We start from the raw sequence: 24,770 nt of genomic DNA, 5'->3' as shown, positions 1-24,770 counted from the left end.
TGATCCATGGTTTCACCTCTCATCTCTTCCCTTTCTCCTCTTCCTCATCATAAACACGATAGCCACGAGCTTGCAACACATCATGTGCCTGCATGAGTTCACCTTCTTCGGCAAAAACCAATCGCATAACACCCGCCCGCTCTTCACGGTTCTCCATTACGCCGACGTTTTGAATATTAATCTTTTCTTCCGCTAACACCGCTGCCACTTCTGCAATCATTCCCAAGCGATCTGGGACATCGACATAACACTCGTAAAAAGAAGGGAGTGCCCCTCGTTTCCGCTCGGGCAAACCTTGGCGTGAACGCCTGGCTCGTGTAAAAAAATCTTCAATCCCAGTTTGATTCGCTTCTGCGATTGCCGTATAGATCTCTTTCATCTCTAAAATCCAATCCTCCATTAAAGGAAGCAACGCTTGTTGATTAGATAGTAGGATATCCCTCCACATCACAGGATCAGCCGCCGCTACCCGTGTTAAATCACGAAAGCCACCGGCTGCAAGATGATGAAACCACTCATTTTCTTCATTATAGCGTTCTACTAAATTCACCAATCCTGAAGCAATGACATGGGGCAAATGGCTGATCGCTCCCACCACGCGATCATGATGATCTGGTGCCATGATCACCAACTTTGCCCGGGTCGCTTGTTCCAGGATGCGTGACAAGGCAGCTACTTGCGCTAAAGGGGTGTGCGGCAACGGAGTGAGCACATAATAAGCATTTTCAAATAAGAGGGAATGTGATGCCCGTACCCCCGTTTGGTGAGACCCTGCCATCGGATGTCCACCGATGAAAGTCGTAGTTATTCCAGGTAGTTCAGCGGCATGACGCACCACTTCATCCTTGGTGCTCCCTACATCTGATATAATGCAGCCTTCTTTTAGCTGTAAGTTAGATAGTTGTGAGAGCAACCGTTTTGATGCTTCAACCGGTACAGCCAGAAAAATAAAATCCGCTTCCGCCACAGCGGATTCCAAATCAGTAAACCCTTTTGTAATCACCTGCAACTCCTGCGCTATCGCCAAACTTTCTTCATTCACGTCATACCCATACACTTGTAGCTGGGTTCGTTGCTGCAAACAAAGAGCGAGTGAGCCCCCAATCAAGCCAATGCCCAATACCACTGCTATAGGTTTGGTATGTGAATTATGCTTCATCACTTCCTCCTACCATATCCCGATAATGGGTTCGAATTTCAGTCAATGCCTGGATTCGCGTCGTATCATCGAGCAACCGTTCCGCCTGCGCCTCCACTTCTCGAACCAAAGCGCTTCCAATTATTACTGCATCGGCCTGAGTAAGTAAGCTTTCCACCTGTTCACGCTGGGAAATACCAAAACCGACCGCTGTCGGGACAGATGACTCTTCTTTCACTACTCGCAAAAAAGACTCCAATCCAACTGCAAACGATGAGCGGGTACCAGTAATCCCCAGGGAAGAGACACAATAGACAAAGCCTTGAGCACTCGCCGCTATCTTTTTCACCCGTTCCTTTGAAGTTGGGGCCACTAGCGGAATGAGATCAATACCTTCAGCTGCTGTAAGTCGACGGAGCTCATCACTTTCTTCATAAGGAAGGTCGGGTATAATTAGCCCGTCGATACCCGATCGCTTCGCCTCATGTATCAGTTGCTCCAACCCATATCGCAACAACGGGTTAATGTAAGAAAATAGGATTAAGGGGATTTCGCTTCCACGGCGTCGTGATGCTTCTGCTACCTGGAGAACATCGGTAAGTGTAGTTCCTGCCTGTAGCGCTCGTGTCGAAGCGCGCTGTATAACGGGACCGTCCGCCAGTGGATCCGAGTATGGTACTCCCAGCTCAATGGCACATGCTCCTTCTTCTTCTAACATGTCTATCAATTGAAGACTAATCTCCAAACTAGGGTCTCCCACTGTAATAAAGGGAATTACTTTTCTTTGCACTTGTTGAAATGATAGTGCAATCCGGCTCATGCCATCCCCTCCATTCCACTCCGAATCGACTCCATATCTTTATCTCCCCTACCCGACAAACAGATGACAACAACCTTCTCTGGCCGCAGTTCACGTGCCAACCGTACGCCTTCTGCTACTGCATGAGCTGATTCCAGCGCTGGAATAATTCCTTCCTTCTGTGCTAGCAGTTTTACTGCTTGTAAGGCATCCGCATCAGTAGCAGTCGTATAGCGCACACGTCCACTCTCCTTCAGATGAGCATGTTCCGGACCCACACCCGGGTAATCTAGCCCCGCTGAAATAGAGTAGGGAGGAAGAATTTGACCGTGCTCATCTTGCAAAAGATAGGTGAGTGAGCCATGAATCACTCCATGGGTACCCATGGTTAGCGTTGCCGCATGCTGCCCTGTCTCTACCCCTAGTCCCCCTGCTTCTACCCCATGTAGACGTACGCCCTCATCGGCAACAAACGGAGTAAACATTCCTATCGCATTGCTCCCCCCACCGATACAAGCAACAACATCGTTAGGCAAATCTCCGGTCTGTTCCAGTACCTGCGTCCGTGTCTCTTCACCAATCACTGACTGAAAATCGCGTACCATTGTGGGATATGGATGCGGTCCCACGACGGATCCGATTAAATAAAACGTATCTTCAACGTGATTGACCCACTGACGAATGGCTTCATTCGTCGCATCTTTTAGCGTGGATGTCCCCGAGGTAACAGACACAACTTCAGCTCCCAACAGCTCCATCCGAAATACATTGAGTTGTTGCCGCTTTATATCTTCTGCCCCCATAAACACCTTGCACTCCATTCCAAACAGGGCTGCCACTGTAGCAGTTGCTACCCCGTGTTGGCCTGCACCTGTTTCGGCAATCAGCTTCTTTTTGCCCATCCATTTGGCGAGCAAACCTTGCCCTAATGCATTATTAATTTTGTGAGCACCCGTATGGTTTAAATCTTCCCGTTTTAAATAGATACGGGCACCACCTGCGTGCTCCGTTAAATTGGGGGCGAATGTAAGAGGTGTGACGCGTCCAGAATACTGCGTAAGCAAGTGCGTCAACTCCGCTTGAAAAGCAGTATTAGCTTGCGCTTCTCTATACTTTTCTTCTAAATCGATCAGTGCATTCATCAACGTCTCAGGGACAAAACGACCACCAAAAGAACCAAATCGTCCTTCTACTTGTTCGTCATTTTGTAATTTATTTACTTTATCTTGTTTAACTATCATACCGCCTCACCCTTTCTACAAATTGTTTCATCTTTAACGTATCCTTGTAACCGTTATGCTCAATACCACTGGAAACATCTACCCCTGCCGGATAGTATTCTGTAAGCAACCTCTCCACATTATCAGGTTGTAATCCTCCTGCAATCCACACCGGGATCCCTGCTTCTCCCCATATTTTAACAATCAAAGGGATGGTGCCCCATGAAAATGATTCTCCTGTTCCACCAGCACCTGCATCTACCAAGATTGCCTGCACATACGGGGCGTATGCTTGTACCAGTTGCGGATTTTTCGCCTCCTTTACCTGCAGCGCTTTCACGATCGGCACCCCTAGAGACTCATATATCGTTGCACATTGTTCAGGAGATTCTTGACCATGGAGTTGTACTCGATCAAATGCAACCTGATCCCACCACTGTTCCACCTCAGCAAGCGTTGGATTTTGAAGTACCCCTACCGTCTGCACATGAGCAGGAACTTCTTCCATTATGGCAATTGCTCTCGCAACAGTAAGTGACCGCCTGCGACCCGGCACTAAAATAAAACCTACATAATCTATATCCAATTCCGCACAAAATGCCATCTCACGTGGATGTTGAAAACCACATAACTTGACGACCGTTCTCATTGCACGCTCTCCTGTAATTGTCGCAATGCTCTACTTGGATCTGCTTGTCTCATCAAATATTCGCCGATAAGCACCCCATCCACTCCTGCCTCTGCCATTCGATCAAAATCAGCTCGACTATGAATTCCACTCTCTCCGATTACAGTGACCGAAGCAGGTAAGCGCAAACGTAGACGTTCGGTTACATTTAAGTCCGTTACAAAGGTAGATAAATCTCGATTATTTATACCGATCACATCTGCTTTCGCCGCTAAAGCAGCCTCTATTTCGCTCTCTTCATGAATCTCTAACAAAACTTCCAATCCCAGCTGGTGCGCATATTTCGTCAACGCACGCAAACGTGCAGGTGAAAGTAGGGCTGCGATAAGCAGAATGGCATCTGCACCACTCATCCTACTCTCCCATATTTGCACTTCGTCTAATATAAAATCCTTGCGTAAGACCGGTAGCGTCACCGCTTTTTTCACTCGTTTTAAATTCTCTAGCGAGCCATGAAAAAAGGGGCGATCCGTTAGAACAGAGATCGCTGCCGCTCCCCCTTTTTCATATGAAGTAGCCACGTTGACCGGATCTACTAACGCACGAATCACGCCTTTGGACGGAGAAGCGGGTTTTACCTCTGCAATAACAGCAGGGCGCTCACCTCTTACAGACAACGCTTCTTTTAATGAATAACACGGGGGCAAAGACGGAGAAATCACATCCGTCCTTAGCTCCACCTGTTCCCGTAGCAAGGCAATCTCTTCTTTTTTTGTTTGGACAATCCGATCAAGAAACATAAGAGACTCCCTCCTCTTTACCGCGAAAATCACCTGCAACCATCTCGGTCAACTTCGCCATGGCAGCACCTGAATCAATGGTCTCTGCTGCAATTGCTATTCCTTCTTGCACATTCTTAGCCATACCCGCCACAGCAATCACTGCACCCGCGTTTGCAAGGATCACATCGCGTTTGCCCCCCGATTCTCCCTGTAAAACCTGCTTTACCAATTGAGCATTGGTATGTGCGTCTCCACCCGCCAACTCCATCAGATTGGAGCGGGTTAATCCTAACTCCTCCGGTGTCACCATGTAGGAGCTTATCTCCCCATTTATTCCTTCGGTAACCCGTGTTTCGCGCGACACAGAAATCTCATCAATCCCATCCATTCCTGCAACTACCATCACTCGCTCTGCCCCCAGAGCAACCAACACACGCGCTACGGGTTCTGTTAATGTAGGATCAAACACTCCCACCAATTGACGCTTAACCCCCGCTGGGTTTGCCAAAGGACCAAGAAGATTAAAGCTGGTGCGAAAACCTAATTCTTTTCGTGTCGGCATCACATGTTTTAATGATTGGTGAAAAAGAGGCGCAAAAAGGAAGCAAATGCCCGTCGCTTCTAACGCACGCACTGCTTCCTTTTCCGATAACCCAATATTTACTCCTAATGCTTCCAATACATCTGCACTTCCGCTTTTACCAGAGACTGCTCGATTACCATGTTTTGCTACTTTCACTCCTGCTGCTGCTGCTACGATCGCCGCGGTAGTTGACACATTAAACGTACGTCCACCGTCACCTCCGGTCCCACATGTATCCACAGCATCACGATCTACACCGAACATAGGAAGTGCTTTTGCACGCATCGCAGAAACTAGCCCAGTTAGCTCCTCCACTGTCTCCCCTTTCATTCGAAGCGCGGTCAACGCTGCACCTGCTTGTGCAGGGGTAATGACGCCTTCCATCATAGCTTCCATCAAGTTTGTCGCTTCTGCCCGTGTCAAATCCTGACCGCTCACCATTTTGGCTAATGTCTGCTGAATCATCTCGTCACCCTCCTCAACTGGTTATCTGTGTGAAATACATGCTCTGCCATATTTAAGGCACGGATCATTCCCCGCGCTTTGTTACACGATTCCTCATATTCCTTTTCAGGGTTAGAGTCGGCGACTACACCTCCACCCGCTTGGATGGTTGCACGTCCCCCTTTAAAATGAAGAGTACGAATAGCAATACAGCTATCTAAATTCCCGGAAAAGGAGAGATAACAGATCGCTCCCGCATATACCCCACGTGCTCCTGGCTCCATCTCCCCTAGCAATTGCATCGCCTTCACTTTGGGAGCACCACTCACCGTTCCTGCTGGAAAACAGGACATAAACGCATCGAGCGCAGATTTACCTTCCGCTAGCTCAGCTACCACATGAGAAACCATATGCATGACATGTGAATACTTTTCTATTTTCATTTCCTCTGTTACCTTTACCGAACCGTAGCGCGCCACTCGTCCTAGATCATTGCGCCCCAAGTCAACCAACATCACATGTTCCGCTCGTTCCTTTTCATCTGCCAACAGTTCCTGAGCCAACGCTTCGTCCTCCGCCTCACTCGCTCCGCGCGGACGAGTACCTGCAATCGGACGGGTTTCCACCTTCCCTTCTTGTACGCGTACCAACATTTCAGGTGAAGTTCCTACAATCTCTTCCTCCCCTAAGGAGAGGTGGTACATATAAGGAGACGGATTAAGAGTGCGTAGTACACGATATACCGCCAATGCAGACGGGGCTTCTTCCCACGTCCACCGCTGTGAAGGAACGATCTGAAAAATATCTCCCCGTCGGATGTGCTCTTGTGCACGTTCGACTACGCTCATATATTGCTCCTTCGTCGTGTTGGAATAGATACGTTCTCCTGCAACTGCAATCTCTGTAGATGCTGGATGTAGGGAAGAGATATTAGACATTTCTGGTGCTTGCGCTTGTAGCTCTGCTGTCCAACGATCCAATTCTCGCTTTGTTTCTTCCCACTTCTTCATCAACGCCTCTTCCTCCATCCCTTCCTCCACATGAAGGTTAAGCACCAAAGTGAGATCCTGTTTTAGATGATCATAGATTAAGAGTCGATCATAGAAAGCAACATGGATATCATCCGTCATCGGATCATCATCCCCTTGCGGGCGGGGCACTGCCTCAAAAGTGGTAACTGCTTCAAATCCGACATACCCAACTGCTCCACCCAGAAAAGGCGGAGCCCCAGCTAATTGAGGAGAACGGTATTTCTCTACTAACTCTTGCAGTACATTTACCGGTTCATTGCTAGTGAGCTCCTGCTCTAACTCTCCTACTTTTATATGGATGACACCGTCACGGGAACGAAATATTAAGAAGGGGTCTGTGCCCATGAATGACCATCGGCCCCTACGCTCCCCTCCTTCTGCGCTTTCCAGTAAAAATGAGTATGGATTCTTTGTTACACTCTGATATAAACGAATAGGTGTTTGCGTATCGGCAAAAAGCTTTTTACCTACAGGAATAAGAGCATATTGCTTCGCTAATTCCCTCACTTCGGTCATACTTGGAAAATACATCAGATCCCCCCCTATATCTTTTGTCCCCTAAAAGACGGTAATATAAAGAAAGAAAGGCCTATACATGGCCTATCTTCATTCCGTTTTATCCCCTTATGAGCAGTACTCTCCCATCATTTTTCGCAATGTTGAAAATCTAGCGAATAAATCCATAAGGAAAGAAATTTTTTCTGTTCTTATAAAAAACTACGGCACAAGCCGAGAAACTACTCCTCACAAAGTTCAACTTTTAGGTAATAACAAATACTTTAAAGCAGTCAAGTACTTTTGTCAATATGAAATTCCAGCTAAACGATTCCGCTAATAAAGGAAAAGATTGCAATTAATTAGTAAGTATAGTACTATACCTGATAATACCACCCTATTAAGTGTGAATTAAGTTCATCTTAATCACGCTTTGTACTTTGTATTAGCTAATCTATCACAATAAAAAGGCGTGATCACCATAACTACTATTCTACTTGCACTTTCACCCATTCTAACCATTCTGATTTTACTCTTTCTCTTTCGTCAGTCAATTGTTCGAGCGGGCCTAATCAGCTGTCTTCTTACATTTATCGTAGCATTCTCCTTTTTTCAAAAAACTCAAAGCGAGCTCTTTACTACTACGATAAAAGGCTCTCTCACAACTGCTTCTGTTGCATACTTTCTCCTTTTCGGCATATTTCTCTTTATTCTGATGATAAACCATGGAATCATCCGTTCCTTCACTGCCATGATTGCACAAGCAACATCTGTTCCCACCCGACAAGTACTAATATTAGCCGTCGCCTTCTCTCCTTTAGTCGAGTCTGCCAGTGGATTTGGGTTAGCCGCAATCGTCATCTGCCCCATCCTGATCGCTCTCGGATTTCCTCCGTACCGTGCTACATTGATCTCCTTAATCAGCTTAACTGCCGTACCATGGGGATCACTCGCCGCGGGAACCGTAATTGGAGCAGAATTGGCAGGATTATCACCTCAGGAGTTAGGAACTGCTACTGCCCTCCTTACTCTACCTACCTTTGTATATTTCGCGCTCATAATGACAGTAATCGCAGATGGATGGCAAGCGCTCAAAAAGTATGGAGTCGAGATATTTATCGTTGCTATTACCCTAGGTATATCCACTTGGGCCTTTACTTATTGGGTAAGCGTTGAGTTGGCAGGGGTTTTCGCTGCATTGATTGCTTTATCAGTTGAAATGGGCATTATTCGCCTTCTTGCCGCGAAGCCTCCTTTTCACTTAACTTACACCGAAGTTGCTTCCTCGACAGAAGAACCCATGCATCACAATGAAAGTAAGTGGAAACTACTCAGCCCTTACCTATTCCTAGTTGGGCTATTGCTCTTCTCACGCCTTATACCTGCTGTCTCTAACTTCCTCATTTCTCATGCTGTCATCTCTCTACCAGCCTATAACTATACTATCCCTTTACTCTACTCCCCAGGATTTTTTCTGATTCTTTCTACCTTCTTTACCGTTATTCTCTTCCGTATTCCATTAGCCACGATACGTACAAGTGTGATTCAAACTTGGGGCTATTGGTACCCCGTTATCGCTTCCACGTTACTCTTCGTTATTATAGCGGAGACCATGTCCAGCGCTGGTATGACCCAAGTACTTGCACAAGCGGCAGCGAACAACTTCGGCTCCTTCTTTCTCTATCTATCTCCTTTAATCGGTGGGCTAGGAGGGTTTCTTATCGGCAGCAACACCGGTTCCAACTCCATGTTGATCCAAATGCAAACACAAGCTGCTCAACAATTAACACTCCCCTCCACCTTAATAGCCGCAGCACAAAACACCGCTTCCGCTCATCTGATCATGGCAGCTCCTCCACGTGTCGTCCTCGGTGCCTCTATCGGAGGCGTACGGGCTCAAGAAAGACAACTACTTAAGCATATGATCATCGTCGGAGTCGGTACAATCCTCTGTATTACCTTGCAGGTAGGCTTGTTACATCTATTCATATATTAAGAAAAATTTCTACCAACTAATCTAACAAAATCCCTTGCTTTTGTTTCATATCCTATGACTAACAAACATTTCATCCTAAAGCCGTAACTCGTCAACATAACATTCCATAGGATAAACCAATTAAGTTCCATATGACTGGAGGAAACAAAATGAAAAAGATCCATCGTTCACCCAAAGGATTAGATCGAGAGGATACTCAGGGAAGAAAATCAGGTTATATTGCTGAAGGTCAGGGAATTCGTTTTACATTCCGTCCAGAAGGTGTTCTGTTTACCCCCAATTCCTTGCAAGAGGGGATGTCTCCCCTCTTGCTACGTTTACTAAACACCAGTGATAAAATGATACTAAGAGCGGATCAAGAGCTAAAAAATGGATGGATTCAAGATCAAGATCATCCGTCTAGGTATCGCTATCAGAAAGTGATCTATCAAGACATATGGCCAGGAATCGACCTCATCTTTTCTGGAAACCAACAACAATTAAAATATGATCTTTTCGTTTATCCCGGCGCTTCAATCAAAGATATTCGATTTATCTATGATGGTGGAGAAGGATTAACTTGTAGTGAACACGGGGATTTGATAGTTCAAACAGGTTGCGGAATACTATATGAAAAAAAGCCCGTAAGCTTTCAGTGGAATCAACAAGATCGCTTAGAATTACCCACTTCCTTTCACCTGTATCCTGACCAAACGATCGGATTCGAGATAGAAGAAGGATATAATCCGGAGAAGTTACTCGTCATCGATCCTATTGTCTTCTTTTCTACTTTCCTCGGAGGGTCGAGTAGAGATATTGGGACTGGAATTGCTGTAGATTCATCTGGAAATTCTTATGTGACTGGCCTTTCAAGATCTACTAATTTCCCCGTAACGTCCGGGGCCTTTCAGACGATTAATATCGGGGAAAGCGTATTCGTCACCAAATTTAATCCTTCTGGTAGTTCGCTGATCTATTCTACATTAATTGTCGGCGATGCCATCGATCAAGGTAATGCCATCGCATTAGATGCGGACCAGAACGCCTATATAACTGGCCTTACCACATCCAATAACTTTCCTATAACCTCTGGGGCGTTTCAATCTATGTTAAGAGGCGAAACCAATGCATTCGTTACCAAATTAAATGCCGACGGGAGCTCCCTTCTCTATTCCACTTACTTAGGTGGTTCCGGAGGAGAAGAAACAGCAGGTGATGGCATTGTAACGGATCTGAATAGAAATGCATATGTCACCGGGTTTACATGCTCCTCCGATTTCCCAGTTACAACAGGAGCCTTTCAGACCGTATACGGCGGAGGACTGTCGGATGGATTTGTGACTAAACTTAACGCGACCGGAACAGCTCTCGTTTACTCCACCTACTTAGGTGGGCTACAAGAAGATACAGCATGTGGGATTGCCTTGGATGAGAACAATCAAGCTTATGTGACTGGAACAACCTTTTCAACGAATTTCCCTACAACTCCCGGTGCGTTTCAGACCATACTCCCCACAAACCCACAGATATTGATTAGCGATGCATTCATCACCAAATTGAACACCACTGGCACTTCGCTTGTTTACTCTACCTTCCTAGGAGGAAATAGTGATGATTTTGGTAACGGTATCTCCCTTGATGGAGGCAATAATGCTTATGTAACTGGATTGACAAGATCCTCTGACTTCCCGATTACAGAATCCGCTTTTCAAACCATTATTGGTGAACAAAATTTTTCAGCCTTTGTCACCAGCCTAAATGCTGAGGGGAGCAGTCTCAACTATTCAACATTTCTAGGTGATGTTTCAGAAGGATTTGGGATTGCAGTTGATGAATTTGGCGCAGCATGGGTGACTGGCTGTACATCTTCCGATAATTTCCCGATCACATCCGATGCTTTCCAAGACCGATTAGGAAATCCAGTTTTCGGTGGAATCACAGATGCCTTTATAACACAAATCAGCTATTCTGGACGTGGTCTCGTGTTCTCTTCGTATCTTGGAGGAAACAGCGCAGACGAAGGAAGGGCGGTCGCCTTGGATTTAGAACAAAATGCTTACTTTACAGGGTGTACATTTTCAGTTAACTTCCCTGTAAGCTTCAACGCATTCCAACGAAATTTCGGTCCCACAGGTATTATCAGTGAGCAAGCTTTTGTCTTTAAATTGGGATCACTTACCGTGCCAGGACCGACGGGTCCGACCGGAGCAAGAGGACCACGTGGTCCACGTGGACCACGTGGTAAAAGTGGCGGGGAATTTAATTCATAATCTATATGAATATCAGGTTCACCGACAGAGACAATGATGAAAACTCTCCCTCATCTACTGGTAAAGCAGCTAGTTATTTCACTTCCCTAGTGTAAGAGAGTGAATATTCCCCTTGCCTAGCTATGATTTCATATGGACTATTTGTCACTTCTCTAATGATGTGATGATGATCAATATATATAAAAGATGGATATTCAACTACCCCATATCCCCTAGCTATCTCCCCATTATCTAAGGCAATAGGTAGTTCAGAGTATAAGTGAGAAAAATGATTTTCCCCTCTTAGTTTCGTGTCTACTTTTAAATATACGAAGAAGCAAATATCGTCTCTTCCCTCGATTAATTCTAAAAATATTTCTAGCATAGGTTTACAATCTCCACATCTACTATCCACTCCGGAGCTCAGTTAGAACATGTTCAGTCATTAGCTTTCTGATTCGCCAAAGATGATACACGGAGGACAGGCTATTCATTATGTCCATTAGGTAATTAAACATTGAGGGAATGGGACATGATCCTTGCTCCTTTGTCGCAAACATGCGATCATGTCCATTATCTATTTTTTTCTTATAACAAAGTCCTTTCAACAGAAACGAAATCGGTTTGTACAGAGGGGAGCAAAGTTTGCCTGTCCCTCTACTCATATCCATCCGTTACCACATCTAACTTTCCCGTCTCAGGGTCAATTACAAGGCCATGAACATAAACTCCTGCAGGCAACAGCGGATGTTGGCGAATGAGATCAACGCTTTGCTGTACACTTTCCTCGACAGAATTGAAGCCACGCAACCATTCTTTAACACCCACACCTGCGCGTTCCAGTGTGGCGATCGTTTCAGCGTGGATACCGCGCTCTTCCATTTTTTTTAGAGTGCTTTGCGGCTGAATCGCTCCCATCCCACAACCATGATGACCCACTACGCACACTTCCTCCGCACCTAATTCATACAGAGCAACGAAGAGGCTACTCATTACCTGACCAAAAGGCTCACGCACTATCGCTCCTGCAGTTTTAATCATCTTAGCATCACCGTTAACAAGATTCATCGCCTTTGGAAGTAACTCTGTCAAACGAGTATCCATACATGTGATTACTACTAATTTCTTCTCTGGTAAACCTGATGTAAGAAACGGTTCGTACTTTTTCTGCTTTACAAACAGCTCATTATGTTGTAAAAGTTCATGTAGTCTCGGCATTTGATTCTCTCCTCACGTGTCCTTTTATTCTTAAGATTCCTCCACGCGCATAAAGATAAACCTACAGACCAGCGATACCCGAATACTTTTCTAACGCATCATACCCGTTAAAAACGGATTGGTCGCTTGTTCTTGCCCGATCGTTGTCCGTGGCCCATGGCCTGGGTAAATCACTGTTTGCCCTGGTAGTTCCATCAACACTTCATAAATAGAGTTCATCAACGCTGTTTGATCTCCTCCTGGTAAATCTGTTCGTCCAATAGAGCCTGCAAACAATGCATCCCCACTAAATGCCCCTACCCCGGATAAATAAAAGGTGACACTACCCGGAGAATGACCTGGTGTAAAAAATACGTGGATATGTTTACCTAAGAAACTAAGCTCTTCTCCCCCTTGTAAGAGTTGTTCAGCTGGTTGGCATACAATGGGTGAAAAGCCGGGCCAAAGACCCGAACCATTGCGGCTAGCATCGGTAAGCCAATCTTTTTCTACCGCATGTATATATACTGGGGCTCCTGTTTCTGCTCGTACCTCTTCTAGACCACCAATATGGTCAAAATGTGCATGCGTTAACAAAATGGCTTGTACCTGGAGGTTCTTTTCTTTTATCTCTTTTATAGCTACTCCTGGATTCATTCCAGGATCAATAACAAGGGCTTCCCTACTCTCATCATCATAAACCACATAACAATTAGTAGCCAACGCCCCCAAAGGAAACATACTTACTTTCATTTCATTCCACTCTCCCTTCCATACCTTCGACCGCCTTAACCTGACCAATCGGTCAAGTCATTGCCTAATCACACCATGGATAGAGGGACATTGGTAGATGATCTACAAAGTCCCCCTCTTTCACACCTATACTTACCCTTGCTTCAAAGCGGCCATCACTTGTTGATCCAGCTTTTCGGCCGCTTCTTTATCATACGTTTTATCGAAGCGGGGCTCTTGAATCATCTTCGCACCATAAAACATCACATCTCGAACCGTTTGTACTTCAGCTTCAATTAAGGCTAGCTTAATTTTCACATCTGGAATAGAAGCTTGTACGCCTTTAACCCGACAAGCGATTTCATACGTACTGCCCTCTGCAATCATTGTAATCGCTAACAGCGGGTGCGCTTGCACATTTTCTACAATGCGCGATTGATCATGTACTGCCATACGAATAAGTTGTTCACTTGGAGCATAGACCCAAGAGATGGCATTCATCTGTGGTGCCCCTGTCTCTTTGTCCATAGTGGCTAATAATACATACCCTTCCCGCTGTAACTTATTATACAGTGGTCGATCCAATGTTGTTATTTGCTTTGCCATACTGCATTCCCCTTTCACTCATTATAGTCGTCCTCTTCTCTGACTTCCTTACGATACCCAACATCCCCTTCGAAAATAGTCTTCTTTTGCAAAAAAACGGGTATGAGTATAGTAATTCACTTAGAAAGGAACGATGTATGATGAAACCGAATAAGATGACGGAGTATCCTGAGTGGATCAGAAAGACTGAAAAGTTAACGGAGGAAACAGATCAATTAAACCAACACCTGCATAAGCTGTCGCTGTGGATGGAACAGTCTCGTGTCCAAGACTTGCTCTTCCACTACACCGATCCAAAGCGTGTGATCTGGATTAATCTGTTGGCTGGTCTAAGCCGAGGCTTAGGGCTTACAATCGGTACCGCTATCGTCATCAGTTTGCTCAGTATCCTCTTATCTCAGCTATCCGATCTTCCCTTTTTAACAGATACAATTAGTGAACTGAAAAGTATTGTTGATCAGTCCACCCCTTAAACCATGAAAAAGGAGTTTGATCCATGGAACAGCTCACTTGCATTTTATGCGACCGGCCCTTTACCCCTAATAATAAGCAATCCCGCCGACTACAGAAACATCCGCACCGCATGTTTCTCTGTCCACAATGCGATGAGCGAATTACGTTCAAAACCATGGCCCGCAGGGGGAAAAAAGCTAGCGGTCATCCCCTTTCCTTCCCACAACGAAAGTTTGAATGAAAAGATTCCTCCTTTTATTCCCACTACGCCCACTTCATTTCTTTGTAACACAAACATCCAAACGCACTTTTCCCTTATCCCTTATCACATACTTACATCAGACGAAAACCCTCTCACTACGATAGAAGAGGGTTTTTACTATTCTTTACTGTTCATTATATTTCGGTTCTGCCTGAATCATATCTAGTAATTGTCGCGCTACCGGCTGCGGGTACTCTTTTTCCTCTTGCTTATCTTCACATGTATACCGAACACGGAAGAAAGAGTCTTCTAAACTGACATGAAGAATATCAATCCCATGATCTTCACGTAGCATGGTAGCAAAAAACTGTTCTGTATCTCTAGCTGCGCGATCATGCGGCCTGGCTTCACACACGATCTTCATCTGTAACCAATTAAGAAGTGCCTCTTCTCTCTGCATGAAAGCCCTCTCCCTTTTTGCTTTCTTTTCTTATTCTGGCTTTTCGCGGCTAGATCGCTTCGGCCCTCGCATACGCCAGCGGGCAATAGCAATAATGAACAGTGTAATCAAAAGGATTTGTATAATAGGTGCTTGCAAAATGAGATACATCAGCATAAAGAAATAACATACAATCGCCAATACAAGATAGATAACGACCGACTTTAAAATCGGCAATTCTATCGCAAATGCCACTTTGTATACAAGCATGGTTGCCAGCAAAATAACGAAATAGGCGACCCAAGGGTTTTGTAACCACGTCTCTATCTGCGCCACGAATCTATCTCCCCTCTCACAATCGGCTTACCCTTTTAAATGATGTAAGTAGCGAATTTCCTCTTCATATTCCCCTTCATCGTCTACCGGAGTTTCTAATATGACGGGCTGGTTTTGGAATGCCTCGCTGCGTAAAAACTTAGCCAGCGCCGCTTCACCAATCTCCCCTTTTCCAATCTTTTCATGACGATCTTTACGGCTGTTAAAAGGAGTTTTGCTATCGTTAAAATGAATAGCGACTAAACTATCCAGATACCCTGTCTCCTTCATGGTTGCAACTAATTGTTCAAAACTGTCTTCCGACCATGCTCCCGAAGCAAAACCGTGACAAGTATCAAAACAAAAACCAATCTTCTCCGGATACTCCGTTGCATTTCGGATCTTCACCAAATCTTCAATCTGCAACCCTAGCTCTGTCCCTTGTCCTGCTGTATTTTCTAATAATAATTTCGTTGGACCCTCGTACTCCTGTAATATCTTATTTAATGTTTCAACCATCCGCTCTGTCCCATACTCTTCTCCCTTGCCAGTATGCTTTCCACAGTGAACGACGGCTCCAATTGCACCGTAGGTTTCCGCAATATGTAAATCTTCTTTAATGGAACGGATCGTCACTTCATGTAAGTCTTCCTTATATGTGGATAAATTTGTAATATAGGGTGTATGAGCCACTAATGTAATCCCGTGCTCTTGGCAATAAGCAACACCTTTTTCCGCATCTGCATAATTAAGTTTTTTCGGACGCAACCCCCGCGGATTTTTTGTAAATACCTGAAAAGATTCCGCTCCCACTTCGTGTGCACGTTGTGACGCTTTATACAGCCCTTTGGCCACACTTATATGACAACCGATTTTCATAAATTTGCTCCTTTTCGCCAGATATAGCGCACTTCTTCCCTTAATATCCTTGATCGATCAGCTTGCGCAAACGATCTGGATGATCTGTCATAATAGCATCTACACCCAGATGGATGAAGCGTTTCATCCACTCTTCTTCGTTGACCGTGTACGTTCTTACTTTAATTCCATGCTGGTGACAACCCGTCACCACTTCTTCCTGTACTCCCATATAATATGGGTGAATAGAAGTAAAGCCTTCTTGCTGACAGTAGCGCCATGGCTTTAAAAATCCAGCCATATAGAGAGGAGCAGTCGACACACCCGCTTCTATCCTCAACAGCCGTTTTAAACGTTCATGCTGGAAAGATGAAAAAATAGTTTTCTCGAGCCAATCAAATTCTTTTACTTGTGCCAGTACTTTCTGTTCCAATTCTGAATCCCTAGCTAACGAGCTTTTCAACTCAATATTTAATTCCAACCCATGCTGACTGACTAGAGCGAGCACATCTCGTAGGGACGGGATTTTTTCCCCTACAAACTCCTGTGCAAACCAGCTACCCGCTTCTAAACGCTGGAGTTCCAACAGCGACAGGGCGGATACCTCACCTCTCCCGTCTGTCGTCCGATCCACTGTATCATCATGGATCACGACTACTTCACCATCACGGGTTAATTGTACGTCCAACTCAATACCATCAGCCCCTGCTTCAATCGCCGCCCGAAAGGCTCCCATCGTGTTTTCGGGTGCTTGGGCAGAGAATCCACGGTGTGCATACACTTTTACCTGTTGCATGATTCCTTCCTCTCTCATCCCACAATTTTAGCGCATGTGTCCACAAAAAGTATAGTCGATTCCATCATAGAATACTTTGCGTCGATTATCAAACAACTTGTCCTCTGCAAGCTGCCCACAAGACAAAAGTGCACCCCCACTTGTGAGTACACTCTATATATCTATATATTTTTATTTTTCTATCGTCTTTGTGCGTCTATAGCGCTTCTAGCATCATCATTTCCTTACGAATTTCCCGCAGTCGTGCTTTACACTGATCTTTTCGATGGGTGTTTTGCTCGACGATGGCTTCATGGAGACGTGCCAACTCATAGTCCAACTCCAACCGCAAAACAGGGATTCTTTCCTCCGGCGTCCGACACTTAAATGCTTTAATCACTTCTTCCACCGTTTCACTGCACCCCTTTTCTATTCGGTTACACTAGATGTTCTTTGTTTCTGAATCCAGCATATCCGCATTAATGAGAAAATAAACCTTGTGATCAAGAAGTCCGTATTTCTGGTTGTTACTATAATTTACGCAAATCCCCCCTCATTGGTCACAGCATTATACCAAATCATCAATATTTTCTTTCTTTTATTGCATACATTTTGCTTTTGGATAAAAAGGTGGTGCCTATGTTATTATGGGTTACATTATGGCACAACCTATAGCTAGGATGGTGATAAAAGATGAGTACACACATTCAGTTTAATCAGAATGACTTTGCCGTTTTTGCGATACCTGGATTAAATGCCCGGATGGAAGCACTTAAGGCGGAGATTCGTCCCAAGCTTGAAGCAATTGGAGAGGTTATCACTCCTTATCTGTCCGCCTCACTCGGAGCTGAATTTACACCCCATGTAGCTAAACATGCACGTCGCAGTGTAAATCCACCTGATGAAACATGGGTAGCCTGGTCAACAAATAAAAGGGGCTATAAATCCTTGCCTCATTTTCAAGTAGGGTTACGCGAAAATGAACTCTTCATCTTGTTCGCACTCATTTACGAATACCCTTACAAAGCTAATTTTGCTCAATCGCTCCAGAAGGAAGATTCGTTGTGGCAATCTCTTCCCAATCATTTTGTCGTGTCCAATGACCACACTAAACCAGATACTACCCCCCTTGAGGAATTGGATTTTACTGCTATGGAGCAGCGACTGGAACGACTCACCCGTATCAAAAAAGAGGAATTCCTCTGTGGTGTCGTCATCCCCGCCACAGATACTCGCATACAAGATGAGGAACAACTCCTTTCCTTGATAGAGTCTACCTTTGCCGCACTCTCGCCCTTATATGAACTGGCTTTACGAGTGCCCTCCACATAAAAATCTACTATTTCTTTATAAAATCGATATTGTATATATTTTTAAAAAATTATACTTTAAATATTCCCCTACGTAAAGTAGAATCTACTGGTAAAGCCCTACCTGTCCTCAAGATGGGCAAATACCCTTCTTATGATGCACGGGTGAACGCTTCTCCTCTTCCTTTCATAGGTTATCATAGCTCTTCTTCGTCACTATGAAAGGAGGATTCTTTCTTGTTCCCTTCACTATCCTCTTTCTATTGGAGTGCCCATATTCCGGGGGACATTCGGCCACCTATCACTCATCCTCCCCATCCATTCCATGCAGGATCACCCGCTCCTTTTCCCATCCTTCCTGGACGACCCGTTACAATAGAACCACGTCCCATCCGTCGCCCTCGACCCATCATCCCTACACCTGGAGAGCCCATCTATCCCTATTACCCTGGTCTTTATTAGCTCCATGAAAGGAGGTGCCTTTATGTATCCTCCCTGTCCAACTGGCTGGATTCCGATGGTTTGTGTGCACTGGGTCCCTGTTTATGGAAAAGCGCAACTTCCTGATCCTAGCCCTAACCCTCACCCTCGTCCTGCTCACCCCCGTCCGATTATAGTAGACCCTGGAAAACAAGCTCCTGGTCGTCCTGTTATACCGCAATCCCTTCAGCACACATATTCTCTTCCTCCGTATCGTTATTAATTTTTTTATGGCGATACTTCGCTTTCACTTTCACTTGGTGATTGGTTTTGCTATACTGTGCAGAGATATTTACCACAATGAAAGCAGGATATGTCGATGTCAAACAATCAAAACCAATCACCGCTATTCACTTGTCTACAAGAACATGCCAACCGGCAAACGATTCCTTTTCATATCCCAGGTCATAAAAAGGGGCAAGGCATGGATCCTGAGTTTCGTTCTTTTATCGGTCCCAATGCTCTCTCCATCGACCTGATAAATATTGAACCGTTAGATGACCTTCATCGCCCTCATGGAGCAATTGAAGAAGCGCAAACGCTTGCCGCCAAAGCATTTGGAGCTGATTATACATTCTTTTCTGTTCAGGGAACCAGTGGCGCTATTATGACCATGGTCATGTCTGTCGTCAAACCAGGAGATAAAATTATCGTTCCACGAAATGTACACAAATCTGTACTTACCGCCGTGATCTTAGCTGGTGCCCACCCCGTGTTCGCCCACCCTGTGATGGATGAACAACTTGGCATTGCGCATGGTGTAACAGAACATGAAGTAGAACGCGTTTTACGCGCTCATCCTGATGCAAAAGCCGTTCTTCTTATCAATCCAACATACTACGGAATTACCGTCAATCTAGAACAGGTTATCGCTCGTATACACCAACGCGGTATCCCCGTAATCGTAGATGAAGCACATGGTGTTCACACTCACTTCCACAATGAGCTACCACTCTCAGCGATGCAGGCAGGCGCTGATATGGCGGCTACCAGTATGCACAAATTAGGAGGGTCTCTTACACAGAGTTCTGTACTCAATATCCGTACAGAGCGTATCAACCCCCATCGTGTACAAGCTATTATCAGTATGTTGACAACAACTTCTACTTCGTATTTACTCCTGGCCTCTCTTGACACTGCACGTCGCTATTTAGCCACCAAGGGAAGGGAGCGCCTAGACGAAGCATTGCGTTTAGCTCGTTTCACCAGAGATAAAATTAATCAAATCGATGGACTATACTGTTTTGGACGAGAGCTTCTCGATGGGGATGCCCATTATGATATGGATGAAACCAAGTTAACAATCCATCTACATCAACTTGGGATCACAGGTTACGACGCAGAGAAGTGGTTGCGTAATGAGCACCGTATAGAAGTAGAGTTAAGCGATCTATACAACATCTTGTGCATCATTACACCAGGCGATTCCGAAGCTTCCATCTCAGCACTACTTAATGCCCTTACAGAATTAGCTTCACGCTTTTATACTCCCGATGAGCGCAACCGTGAAACCGTACGTCTTCCTGACATTCCCGAACTGGCTGTCTCGCCACGAGATGCTTTTTACGCGGACACCATCGCAATTCCTTTCAAAGAATCAGCAGGAGCGATTACCGCCGAATTTGTTATGATTTACCCACCAGGCATTCCAGTCCTCTTACCGGGTGAACGCATTACGCAAGAGAATATCAGTTATATTGAGAAGCATATTGATGCCGGTTTACCAGTACAAGGCCCGCAAGATCCAGATATTAACACCATTCATGTGATCAAATAAAAAAAGAGCATCCCGTGGTACTCACTGTGGATGCTCTTTTTTTATTTGACATCATATCCAATTATGGAGTTCCTTCTTTCCCAATTCCTTATCATTTACTACTTTGTTCGTCTCTCTGCTTTGTGCTTTCCATCCTTACATGAGTCGCAACGGCCGTACAATGTCCCGCACTTCTCCGCATTCATGTACGACACCACTTGATCACATGATTGACAAACAATCATCTCCATACATGTTCCCCTCCTAATTCGTCTTTATTTCCCTCTATAGTGTGTTACATTTATTATATTGCGTCACACTAATAGAAGTCAACGCCTAAATGAAGGTAAACAAAAAAAGAGAGCTTAAGACCGCCCTCTTCTTTCCCACTCACATCTATTCAATCTATTCATCTGTATCGTCACGCTACAAACTAGCCCTCATCTCGGATCGCGTCCTTCACTTTTGTTTCAAATAAAGAGGCAACCTCGCTAAATAGCGCAACGTCCTCCTCATCAATACTTCCAAACTCTTCTCCCATAACCACTAACTCACCCACTAAATGATGACCATGGTAAAAAGGAACATATATCTCTATATTTACACCTACTTTTTCACGCACTACACTGCCACGTACTGCTGCCAAACTATGTAAGCCTTCACCAAAACGGATAACGGGTGGATAGGGACTATACCCTTCCTGAAATACGCACTCAAACTGAGTCCTATTTGACAGGTAGACTGCTACGGACTGATAAGCAGGCACTTTCTGATACATAATCTCTCCCGCTATCTGATACAGTCTTCCGATATCTTGACCGAGTTTATCGGAAGCAAGACCGATGTCAGCACGGACTTCGTCCAAAAGATCCGCTTTATGCATCCGTTCATCTCCCATCGCATCTTTATCCAGTCGGCTTCATCTTATCATAGAAGCCACCTTTTTACAATGTGAAATCATAATATTTTATAGATTCTATCTCACACGCATTTCCTGATTCCATCCAACGAACCTTCATTATTCCATTGATTTCAAATCATTCTCAGCATTTACATTCCATTTATTCACATAAACTTGAACACTTATTCATTCTAAATCTAGTGGATTGGTTATTTTTATCATACCCGCTCTTCCTTTATCTACCGATACCATTCATGCTATACTGTGAATAGTTCGGTATTTCAGATAGAAAGGGATGGATCTGATGACAACTTGCGCCTATATTCACCTACAAGAAACCATATCGTTAGCCGATCTACATCACACGCTTATAGAATATCAGCAAAAGTTAGCCCGTACTGGTAAACAACTGAGTTGGCCTTATGAAGAGGCAGCTTTCCCCTATAAAATCCAAATGTATCATCAATATTCTGACGAGTGGCTTCTATTGAAGAGCACTTCCCCACCGCGCTATCGCACCTTGATGATAGGAGTGCAAGAGGAACCGAGTGGGACTAGCACGATTCATGTACTACTTCCCTCGACAGCTTCTTTCGGAGATAAAGGGAAGGCTAATGAACTGTGTCGCTATTTAGCTACTCTACATCAGGCTAAACTTACGTTATTTAACGGACGCGTCCAATCCTTCCAAGATTGAAAATATTCCCTGTTGTTTTCTATCCTCCAGTTCATATAATAAGAATAGGAACAAACGTTCTATACATGGAGGAAACACTATGGAAGATAACCGTACTATCCTACTTGCCGACATGAACGCTTTTTATGCCAGTGTAGAGCAAACGCTACATCCACAGTACCAAGGAAAGCCGCTCATTGTTTGTGGTGATCCTCAAAAACGGCGTGGCATCGTTTTAGCCGCCTCTTATGAAGCTAAACATTATGGCGTAAAAACAGCGATGCCCGTTCATGAAGCTAAAAGCCTTTGCCCAACTGCTCAACTAGTTCCTCCCCATATGGGTACCTATATTCAAGTCTCTACACGGATTATTCAACTTCTACAACAATTTTCTCCCTCGGTTGAGCCCTTTTCCATTGATGAAGCGTTCCTTGAACTAACGGGTAGTGAAAAATTGCTGGGAAAAAAAGAGCATGTCGCTCATCAAATCAAGCAACGTATTCGCACAGAGCTAGGTGTCTCCTGTTCAATCGGTATCGGACCAAACAAATTGCTCGCCAAAATGGCAGCTGAGATGGAAAAACCAGATGGACTCACTTCAATCACTGCTAACCAGGTTCCTAGGAAGATATGGCCACTCCCCATCAACAAGCTGTTCGGGGTGGGTTCGCGCATGAATTTTCACTTCAATAAGATGGGGATTCGCACAATTGGTGACTTAGCTCATACTGATCCAACCCGACTAGAACATCGCTTCGGTATTATTGGTCGCGTCCTTTATCAATCTGCACATGGAATGGATCAGAGTCCCGTCGATCCGCATTCACTAGATATCAACCACTCCATCGGCCACCAGTTTACCCTCCCTTACGATTACATTGAGGCGAAAGATATTCTACTCGTCCTCTATGAGTTAGCAGAAAATGTAGCACGAAGGGCACGATTGGCAGCTTCCTTAGGACGAACAATCACGTTAGCCTTGCGCGGAAACGACTTCTCCATCCACCGCAGCCTCAGCCTCGATGAAGCGACCCAGATTGGTCGCATGATTTATCAAGCCATCGAAATACTGTTCCAGCGCCATTGGAATCATCGACCTGTGCGTCAAATCGGGATCACGTTATCCAATCTCCAGCGAGAAGAGAATGGCGTCCAACTAGATTTATTTGGAAATAATGAGAAATATAAAAAGCTAACTACAGCAATCGATTCGATCCAACAGCGCTATGGAGTAAAAAGCATGTGTTATGCTCACTCACTCTTAGAAGCAAGTCTATTCAAAGATCACACAACTAAAATCGGCGGACACCATATCTAAGGATCACTGCACTCGCTAAAGTTAGCAATATACAGTTATGCACTCTAATGGGTGCTTGCAATCAATTAGAAATTCTTTTGAAATTTATATGTAGTAAGATGTCTGTATCCCATGGTTGACCTCTGTGTGTGTTGAAAGATACTTATACGAGGCTATTTATGTTTTCAGTGGTGCTCATGCTTGCGTTATTCCTCGCTTTTGAGTAAGCAACAGGCTACGAGAAAATCATGGTTTCCACTCTAAGAGATGAAGGAATGGTGAAGATGACGAAAAACAAGTGGATTCTATGCGGTCTTGTAGTGGTCGCGTTCCTCGGATTATGGCTGGTCTTCCGTCCCGAAACACTCATTTTGGATCAACAAGTAGATGAAGAGTTCCCTCATCCTCAATCCCAACCATCACAAACGTCTCCAAATGAAAGGACAGAAGAACCTCAGATACTCTACCAAGGTAACTTCCAAAAAGGGGACCGTTCTCATGATGGAAAAGGAAAGGCTACCATATATCAATTGGCTAATGGTAAACGTATGTTACGGTTTACACAGTTCGAAACCGATAATGGGCCTGATGTCAAAATCTATCTTGTTGCACTCCCCGAAATCAAAAAGAGTACGGATATCTCGAAAGATAACTACATCTCGCTCGGTAAAATGAAAGGAAATAAAGGTGATCAGAACTATGAAATACCGGATCATGTAGACCTGGATAAATTTCGTTCCGTCTCTATATGGTGTGAAAGGTTCTCTGTTAATTTTGCTTCTGCTTCTTTAAAGTGACTTTATATAAGGATTTCTATAAGATTATCTTTTCTGTAAGCTTACTAAAGATTACAACAGATGAGCAATTAGTTGAAAACCCCTTTTGAACAGATCTATTAAACGCTGTCATAAAGGTAGATTTCATCATGCCATCCGTCTAAACACAGCGATTAGATATTTTTATTGGTTCATTTGCTCATCTGTTGAAAATTACATTGTTTCAGCAACAGATGAGCAAATCGTCTAACATCACTGCTGATCAAATTAAAAAAACATTTTTCTGCGCTAGAAAAATGTTAGAAACTTTTATATTTCTCCTTGCTACATACTCCATAAAGTATAACAAAGATTGCATCTGGTGGGCAGTATTGGAATCGAACCAACGACCTCTTCCGTGTCAAGGAAGCGCTCTCCCCCTGAGCTAACTGCCCTTACGTTATCTTATACAACGACTGGTGGGCCCAACAGGACTCGAACCTGTGACCTATCGGTTATGAGCCGACTGCTCTACCAACTGAGCTATAGGCCCTTAAGTAAAGTGGCGGAGCTGACGGGATTCGAACCCGCGATCTCCTGCGTGACAGGCAGGCATGTTAACCCCTACACCACAGCTCCATTATTTGGTTGCAAAAGATAAAGTAACGATGGGC

Annotated in this window: 27 protein-coding genes and 3 tRNA genes; 10 read left to right on the top strand and 20 right to left on the bottom strand. The window is 44.6% G+C overall.

From position 1 onward, the window contains the following. Window positions 1–19 precede the first annotated feature (19 nt). From NXZ84_RS03265 to trpE, 7 genes are read right to left on the bottom strand one after another with little or no spacing between them, the layout of a single operon-like run. Window positions 20–1,159 carry a prephenate dehydrogenase gene (locus NXZ84_RS03265; protein WP_258838850.1) on the bottom strand — a complete coding sequence of 380 codons (1,140 nt, stop codon included), beginning with the start codon at window positions 1,157–1,159 and terminating at the stop codon, window positions 20–22. Further along, window positions 1,149–1,958: a tryptophan synthase subunit alpha gene (gene trpA, locus NXZ84_RS03260; protein ID WP_258838849.1), complete on the bottom strand. Its 810-nt coding sequence runs from the start codon at window positions 1,956–1,958 to the stop codon at window positions 1,149–1,151. The genes NXZ84_RS03265 and trpA overlap by 11 nt, the downstream gene beginning before the upstream one ends. Then, on the bottom strand, window positions 1,955–3,178 hold the full coding sequence (trpB, locus tag NXZ84_RS03255; protein ID WP_258838848.1) for a tryptophan synthase subunit beta: 1,224 nt from the start codon (window positions 3,176–3,178) through the stop codon (window positions 1,955–1,957). The genes trpA and trpB overlap by 4 nt, the downstream gene beginning before the upstream one ends. Next, window positions 3,168–3,806, bottom strand: coding sequence for a phosphoribosylanthranilate isomerase (locus tag NXZ84_RS03250; RefSeq protein ID WP_258838847.1), 639 nt, complete (start codon window positions 3,804–3,806; stop codon window positions 3,168–3,170). Before NXZ84_RS03250 ends, trpB begins: the two co-directional genes overlap by 11 nt. Then, entirely contained in the window at window positions 3,803–4,585 is a 783-nt protein-coding gene (gene trpC, locus NXZ84_RS03245) for an indole-3-glycerol phosphate synthase TrpC (RefSeq protein WP_258838846.1), read from the bottom strand. The genes NXZ84_RS03250 and trpC overlap by 4 nt, the downstream gene beginning before the upstream one ends. Continuing rightward, complete coding sequence (trpD, locus tag NXZ84_RS03240; RefSeq protein ID WP_258838845.1) at window positions 4,575–5,615, bottom strand: anthranilate phosphoribosyltransferase; 1,041 nt, start codon at window positions 5,613–5,615, stop codon at window positions 4,575–4,577. The genes trpC and trpD overlap by 11 nt, the downstream gene beginning before the upstream one ends. Beyond that, window positions 5,612–7,156: an anthranilate synthase component I gene (gene trpE / locus NXZ84_RS03235; protein ID WP_258838844.1), complete on the bottom strand. Its 1,545-nt coding sequence runs from the start codon at window positions 7,154–7,156 to the stop codon at window positions 5,612–5,614. Before trpE ends, trpD begins: the two co-directional genes overlap by 4 nt. A gap of 436 nt (window positions 7,157–7,592) precedes the next feature. Between trpE and NXZ84_RS03230 the strand changes: the two genes are divergently transcribed. Together NXZ84_RS03230 and NXZ84_RS03225 are read left to right on the top strand one after the other, a co-directional pair. Further along, the gene (locus NXZ84_RS03230; RefSeq protein WP_258838843.1) at window positions 7,593–9,116 is read left to right on the top strand and encodes an L-lactate permease; all 1,524 of its coding nucleotides are present in this window, start codon (window positions 7,593–7,595) and stop codon (window positions 9,114–9,116) included. Between the two features lie 149 nt (window positions 9,117–9,265). Further along, a complete protein-coding gene (locus NXZ84_RS03225; RefSeq protein ID WP_258838842.1) occupies window positions 9,266–11,365 on the top strand; it encodes an SBBP repeat-containing protein in 2,100 nt (699 codons plus the stop codon). Window positions 11,366–12,001: 636 nt separating this feature from the next. Here NXZ84_RS03225 and NXZ84_RS03220 read toward each other — a convergent pair. The 3 genes from NXZ84_RS03220 to NXZ84_RS03210 form a co-directional block, all read right to left on the bottom strand. After that, window positions 12,002–12,562: a beta-class carbonic anhydrase gene (locus NXZ84_RS03220; protein ID WP_258838841.1), complete on the bottom strand. Its 561-nt coding sequence runs from the start codon at window positions 12,560–12,562 to the stop codon at window positions 12,002–12,004. A 90-nt stretch (window positions 12,563–12,652) separates the two neighbouring features. Beyond that, window positions 12,653–13,294, bottom strand: coding sequence for an MBL fold metallo-hydrolase (locus NXZ84_RS03215; protein ID WP_258838840.1), 642 nt, complete (start codon window positions 13,292–13,294; stop codon window positions 12,653–12,655). Between the two features lie 132 nt (window positions 13,295–13,426). Further along, window positions 13,427–13,879 (bottom strand): PNPOx family protein, encoded by a 453-nt coding sequence (locus NXZ84_RS03210; protein ID WP_258838839.1) that lies wholly within the window; start codon window positions 13,877–13,879, stop codon window positions 13,427–13,429. Window positions 13,880–14,016: 137 nt separating this feature from the next. Between NXZ84_RS03210 and NXZ84_RS03205 the strand changes: the two genes are divergently transcribed. Together NXZ84_RS03205 and NXZ84_RS15185 are read left to right on the top strand one after the other, a co-directional pair. Next, on the top strand, window positions 14,017–14,352 hold the full coding sequence (locus NXZ84_RS03205) for a DUF5665 domain-containing protein (RefSeq protein ID WP_258838838.1): 336 nt from the start codon (window positions 14,017–14,019) through the stop codon (window positions 14,350–14,352). A gap of 23 nt (window positions 14,353–14,375) precedes the next feature. Further along, entirely contained in the window at window positions 14,376–14,573 is a 198-nt protein-coding gene (locus tag NXZ84_RS15185; protein WP_396653999.1) for a DUF2197 domain-containing protein, read from the top strand. Window positions 14,574–14,718: 145 nt separating this feature from the next. Here the strand turns inward: NXZ84_RS15185 and NXZ84_RS03195 are convergent, their stop codons facing one another. From NXZ84_RS03195 to NXZ84_RS03175, 5 genes are all read right to left on the bottom strand, one after another. After that, window positions 14,719–14,994: a hypothetical protein gene (locus NXZ84_RS03195; RefSeq protein WP_258838836.1), complete on the bottom strand. Its 276-nt coding sequence runs from the start codon at window positions 14,992–14,994 to the stop codon at window positions 14,719–14,721. Between the two features lie 30 nt (window positions 14,995–15,024). Further along, window positions 15,025–15,309 carry a YlaH-like family protein gene (locus NXZ84_RS03190; RefSeq protein ID WP_258838835.1) on the bottom strand — a complete coding sequence of 95 codons (285 nt, stop codon included), beginning with the start codon at window positions 15,307–15,309 and terminating at the stop codon, window positions 15,025–15,027. A 27-nt stretch (window positions 15,310–15,336) separates the two neighbouring features. Next, complete coding sequence (locus NXZ84_RS03185; RefSeq protein WP_258838834.1) at window positions 15,337–16,167, bottom strand: deoxyribonuclease IV; 831 nt, start codon at window positions 16,165–16,167, stop codon at window positions 15,337–15,339. A 40-nt stretch (window positions 16,168–16,207) separates the two neighbouring features. Next, window positions 16,208–16,942, bottom strand: a complete 735-nt coding sequence (locus NXZ84_RS03180) for a glycerophosphodiester phosphodiesterase (RefSeq protein WP_258838833.1) — start codon at window positions 16,940–16,942, stop codon at window positions 16,208–16,210. 196 nt (window positions 16,943–17,138) lie between these two features. After that, window positions 17,139–17,330 carry a hypothetical protein gene (locus NXZ84_RS03175; RefSeq protein ID WP_258838832.1) on the bottom strand — a complete coding sequence of 64 codons (192 nt, stop codon included), beginning with the start codon at window positions 17,328–17,330 and terminating at the stop codon, window positions 17,139–17,141. Window positions 17,331–17,614: 284 nt separating this feature from the next. Between NXZ84_RS03175 and NXZ84_RS03170 the strand changes: the two genes are divergently transcribed. The 3 genes from NXZ84_RS03170 (at window position 17,615) to NXZ84_RS03160 (ending at window position 20,488) form a co-directional block, all read left to right on the top strand. After that, the gene (locus tag NXZ84_RS03170) at window positions 17,615–18,253 is read left to right on the top strand and encodes a YktB family protein (protein WP_258838831.1); all 639 of its coding nucleotides are present in this window, start codon (window positions 17,615–17,617) and stop codon (window positions 18,251–18,253) included. 462 nt (window positions 18,254–18,715) lie between these two features. After that, window positions 18,716–18,934 (top strand): hypothetical protein, encoded by a 219-nt coding sequence (locus tag NXZ84_RS03165; protein ID WP_258838830.1) that lies wholly within the window; start codon window positions 18,716–18,718, stop codon window positions 18,932–18,934. 96 nt (window positions 18,935–19,030) lie between these two features. Further along, on the top strand, window positions 19,031–20,488 hold the full coding sequence (locus tag NXZ84_RS03160; protein WP_483869631.1) for an aminotransferase class I/II-fold pyridoxal phosphate-dependent enzyme: 1,458 nt from the start codon (window positions 19,031–19,033) through the stop codon (window positions 20,486–20,488). Between the two features lie 98 nt (window positions 20,489–20,586). On the opposite strand, the gene NXZ84_RS03155 is transcribed toward NXZ84_RS03160, so the two are convergent. Continuing rightward, window positions 20,587–20,712 (bottom strand): GapA-binding peptide SR1P, encoded by a 126-nt coding sequence (locus NXZ84_RS03155; protein ID WP_258840318.1) that lies wholly within the window; start codon window positions 20,710–20,712, stop codon window positions 20,587–20,589. 188 nt (window positions 20,713–20,900) lie between these two features. Further along, on the bottom strand, window positions 20,901–21,350 hold the full coding sequence (locus tag NXZ84_RS03150) for a hypothetical protein (RefSeq protein ID WP_258838828.1): 450 nt from the start codon (window positions 21,348–21,350) through the stop codon (window positions 20,901–20,903). A gap of 313 nt (window positions 21,351–21,663) precedes the next feature. On the opposite strand from NXZ84_RS03150, the gene NXZ84_RS03145 reads away from it, so the two are divergent. The 3 genes from NXZ84_RS03145 (at window position 21,664) to NXZ84_RS03135 (ending at window position 24,138) form a co-directional block, all read left to right on the top strand. After that, window positions 21,664–22,065: a DUF1885 family protein gene (locus tag NXZ84_RS03145; protein ID WP_258838827.1), complete on the top strand. Its 402-nt coding sequence runs from the start codon at window positions 21,664–21,666 to the stop codon at window positions 22,063–22,065. 79 nt (window positions 22,066–22,144) lie between these two features. After that, window positions 22,145–23,362 carry a DNA polymerase IV gene (gene dinB, locus NXZ84_RS03140; protein WP_258838826.1) on the top strand — a complete coding sequence of 406 codons (1,218 nt, stop codon included), beginning with the start codon at window positions 22,145–22,147 and terminating at the stop codon, window positions 23,360–23,362. A 254-nt stretch (window positions 23,363–23,616) separates the two neighbouring features. Further along, on the top strand, window positions 23,617–24,138 hold the full coding sequence (locus NXZ84_RS03135) for a DM13 domain-containing protein (protein ID WP_258838825.1): 522 nt from the start codon (window positions 23,617–23,619) through the stop codon (window positions 24,136–24,138). A gap of 338 nt (window positions 24,139–24,476) precedes the next feature. Here NXZ84_RS03135 and NXZ84_RS03130 read toward each other — a convergent pair. The 3 genes from NXZ84_RS03130 to NXZ84_RS03120 form a co-directional block, all read right to left on the bottom strand. Beyond that, window positions 24,477–24,551 (bottom strand) — tRNA-Val (locus tag NXZ84_RS03130). Window positions 24,552–24,573: 22 nt separating this feature from the next. After that, a tRNA-Ile gene (locus NXZ84_RS03125) sits at window positions 24,574–24,649 on the bottom strand. Between the two features lie 10 nt (window positions 24,650–24,659). After that, window positions 24,660–24,735: transfer RNA gene (locus tag NXZ84_RS03120), tRNA-Asp, on the bottom strand. Window positions 24,736–24,770: the final 35 nt, after the last annotated feature.

The sequence above is a fragment of the Mechercharimyces sp. CAU 1602 genome, from assembly GCF_024753565.1.
Taxonomy (GTDB): Bacteria; Bacillota; Bacilli; order Thermoactinomycetales; family JANTPT01; genus Mechercharimyces.
This window is presented reverse-complemented; position numbering and strand designations above follow the sequence as displayed.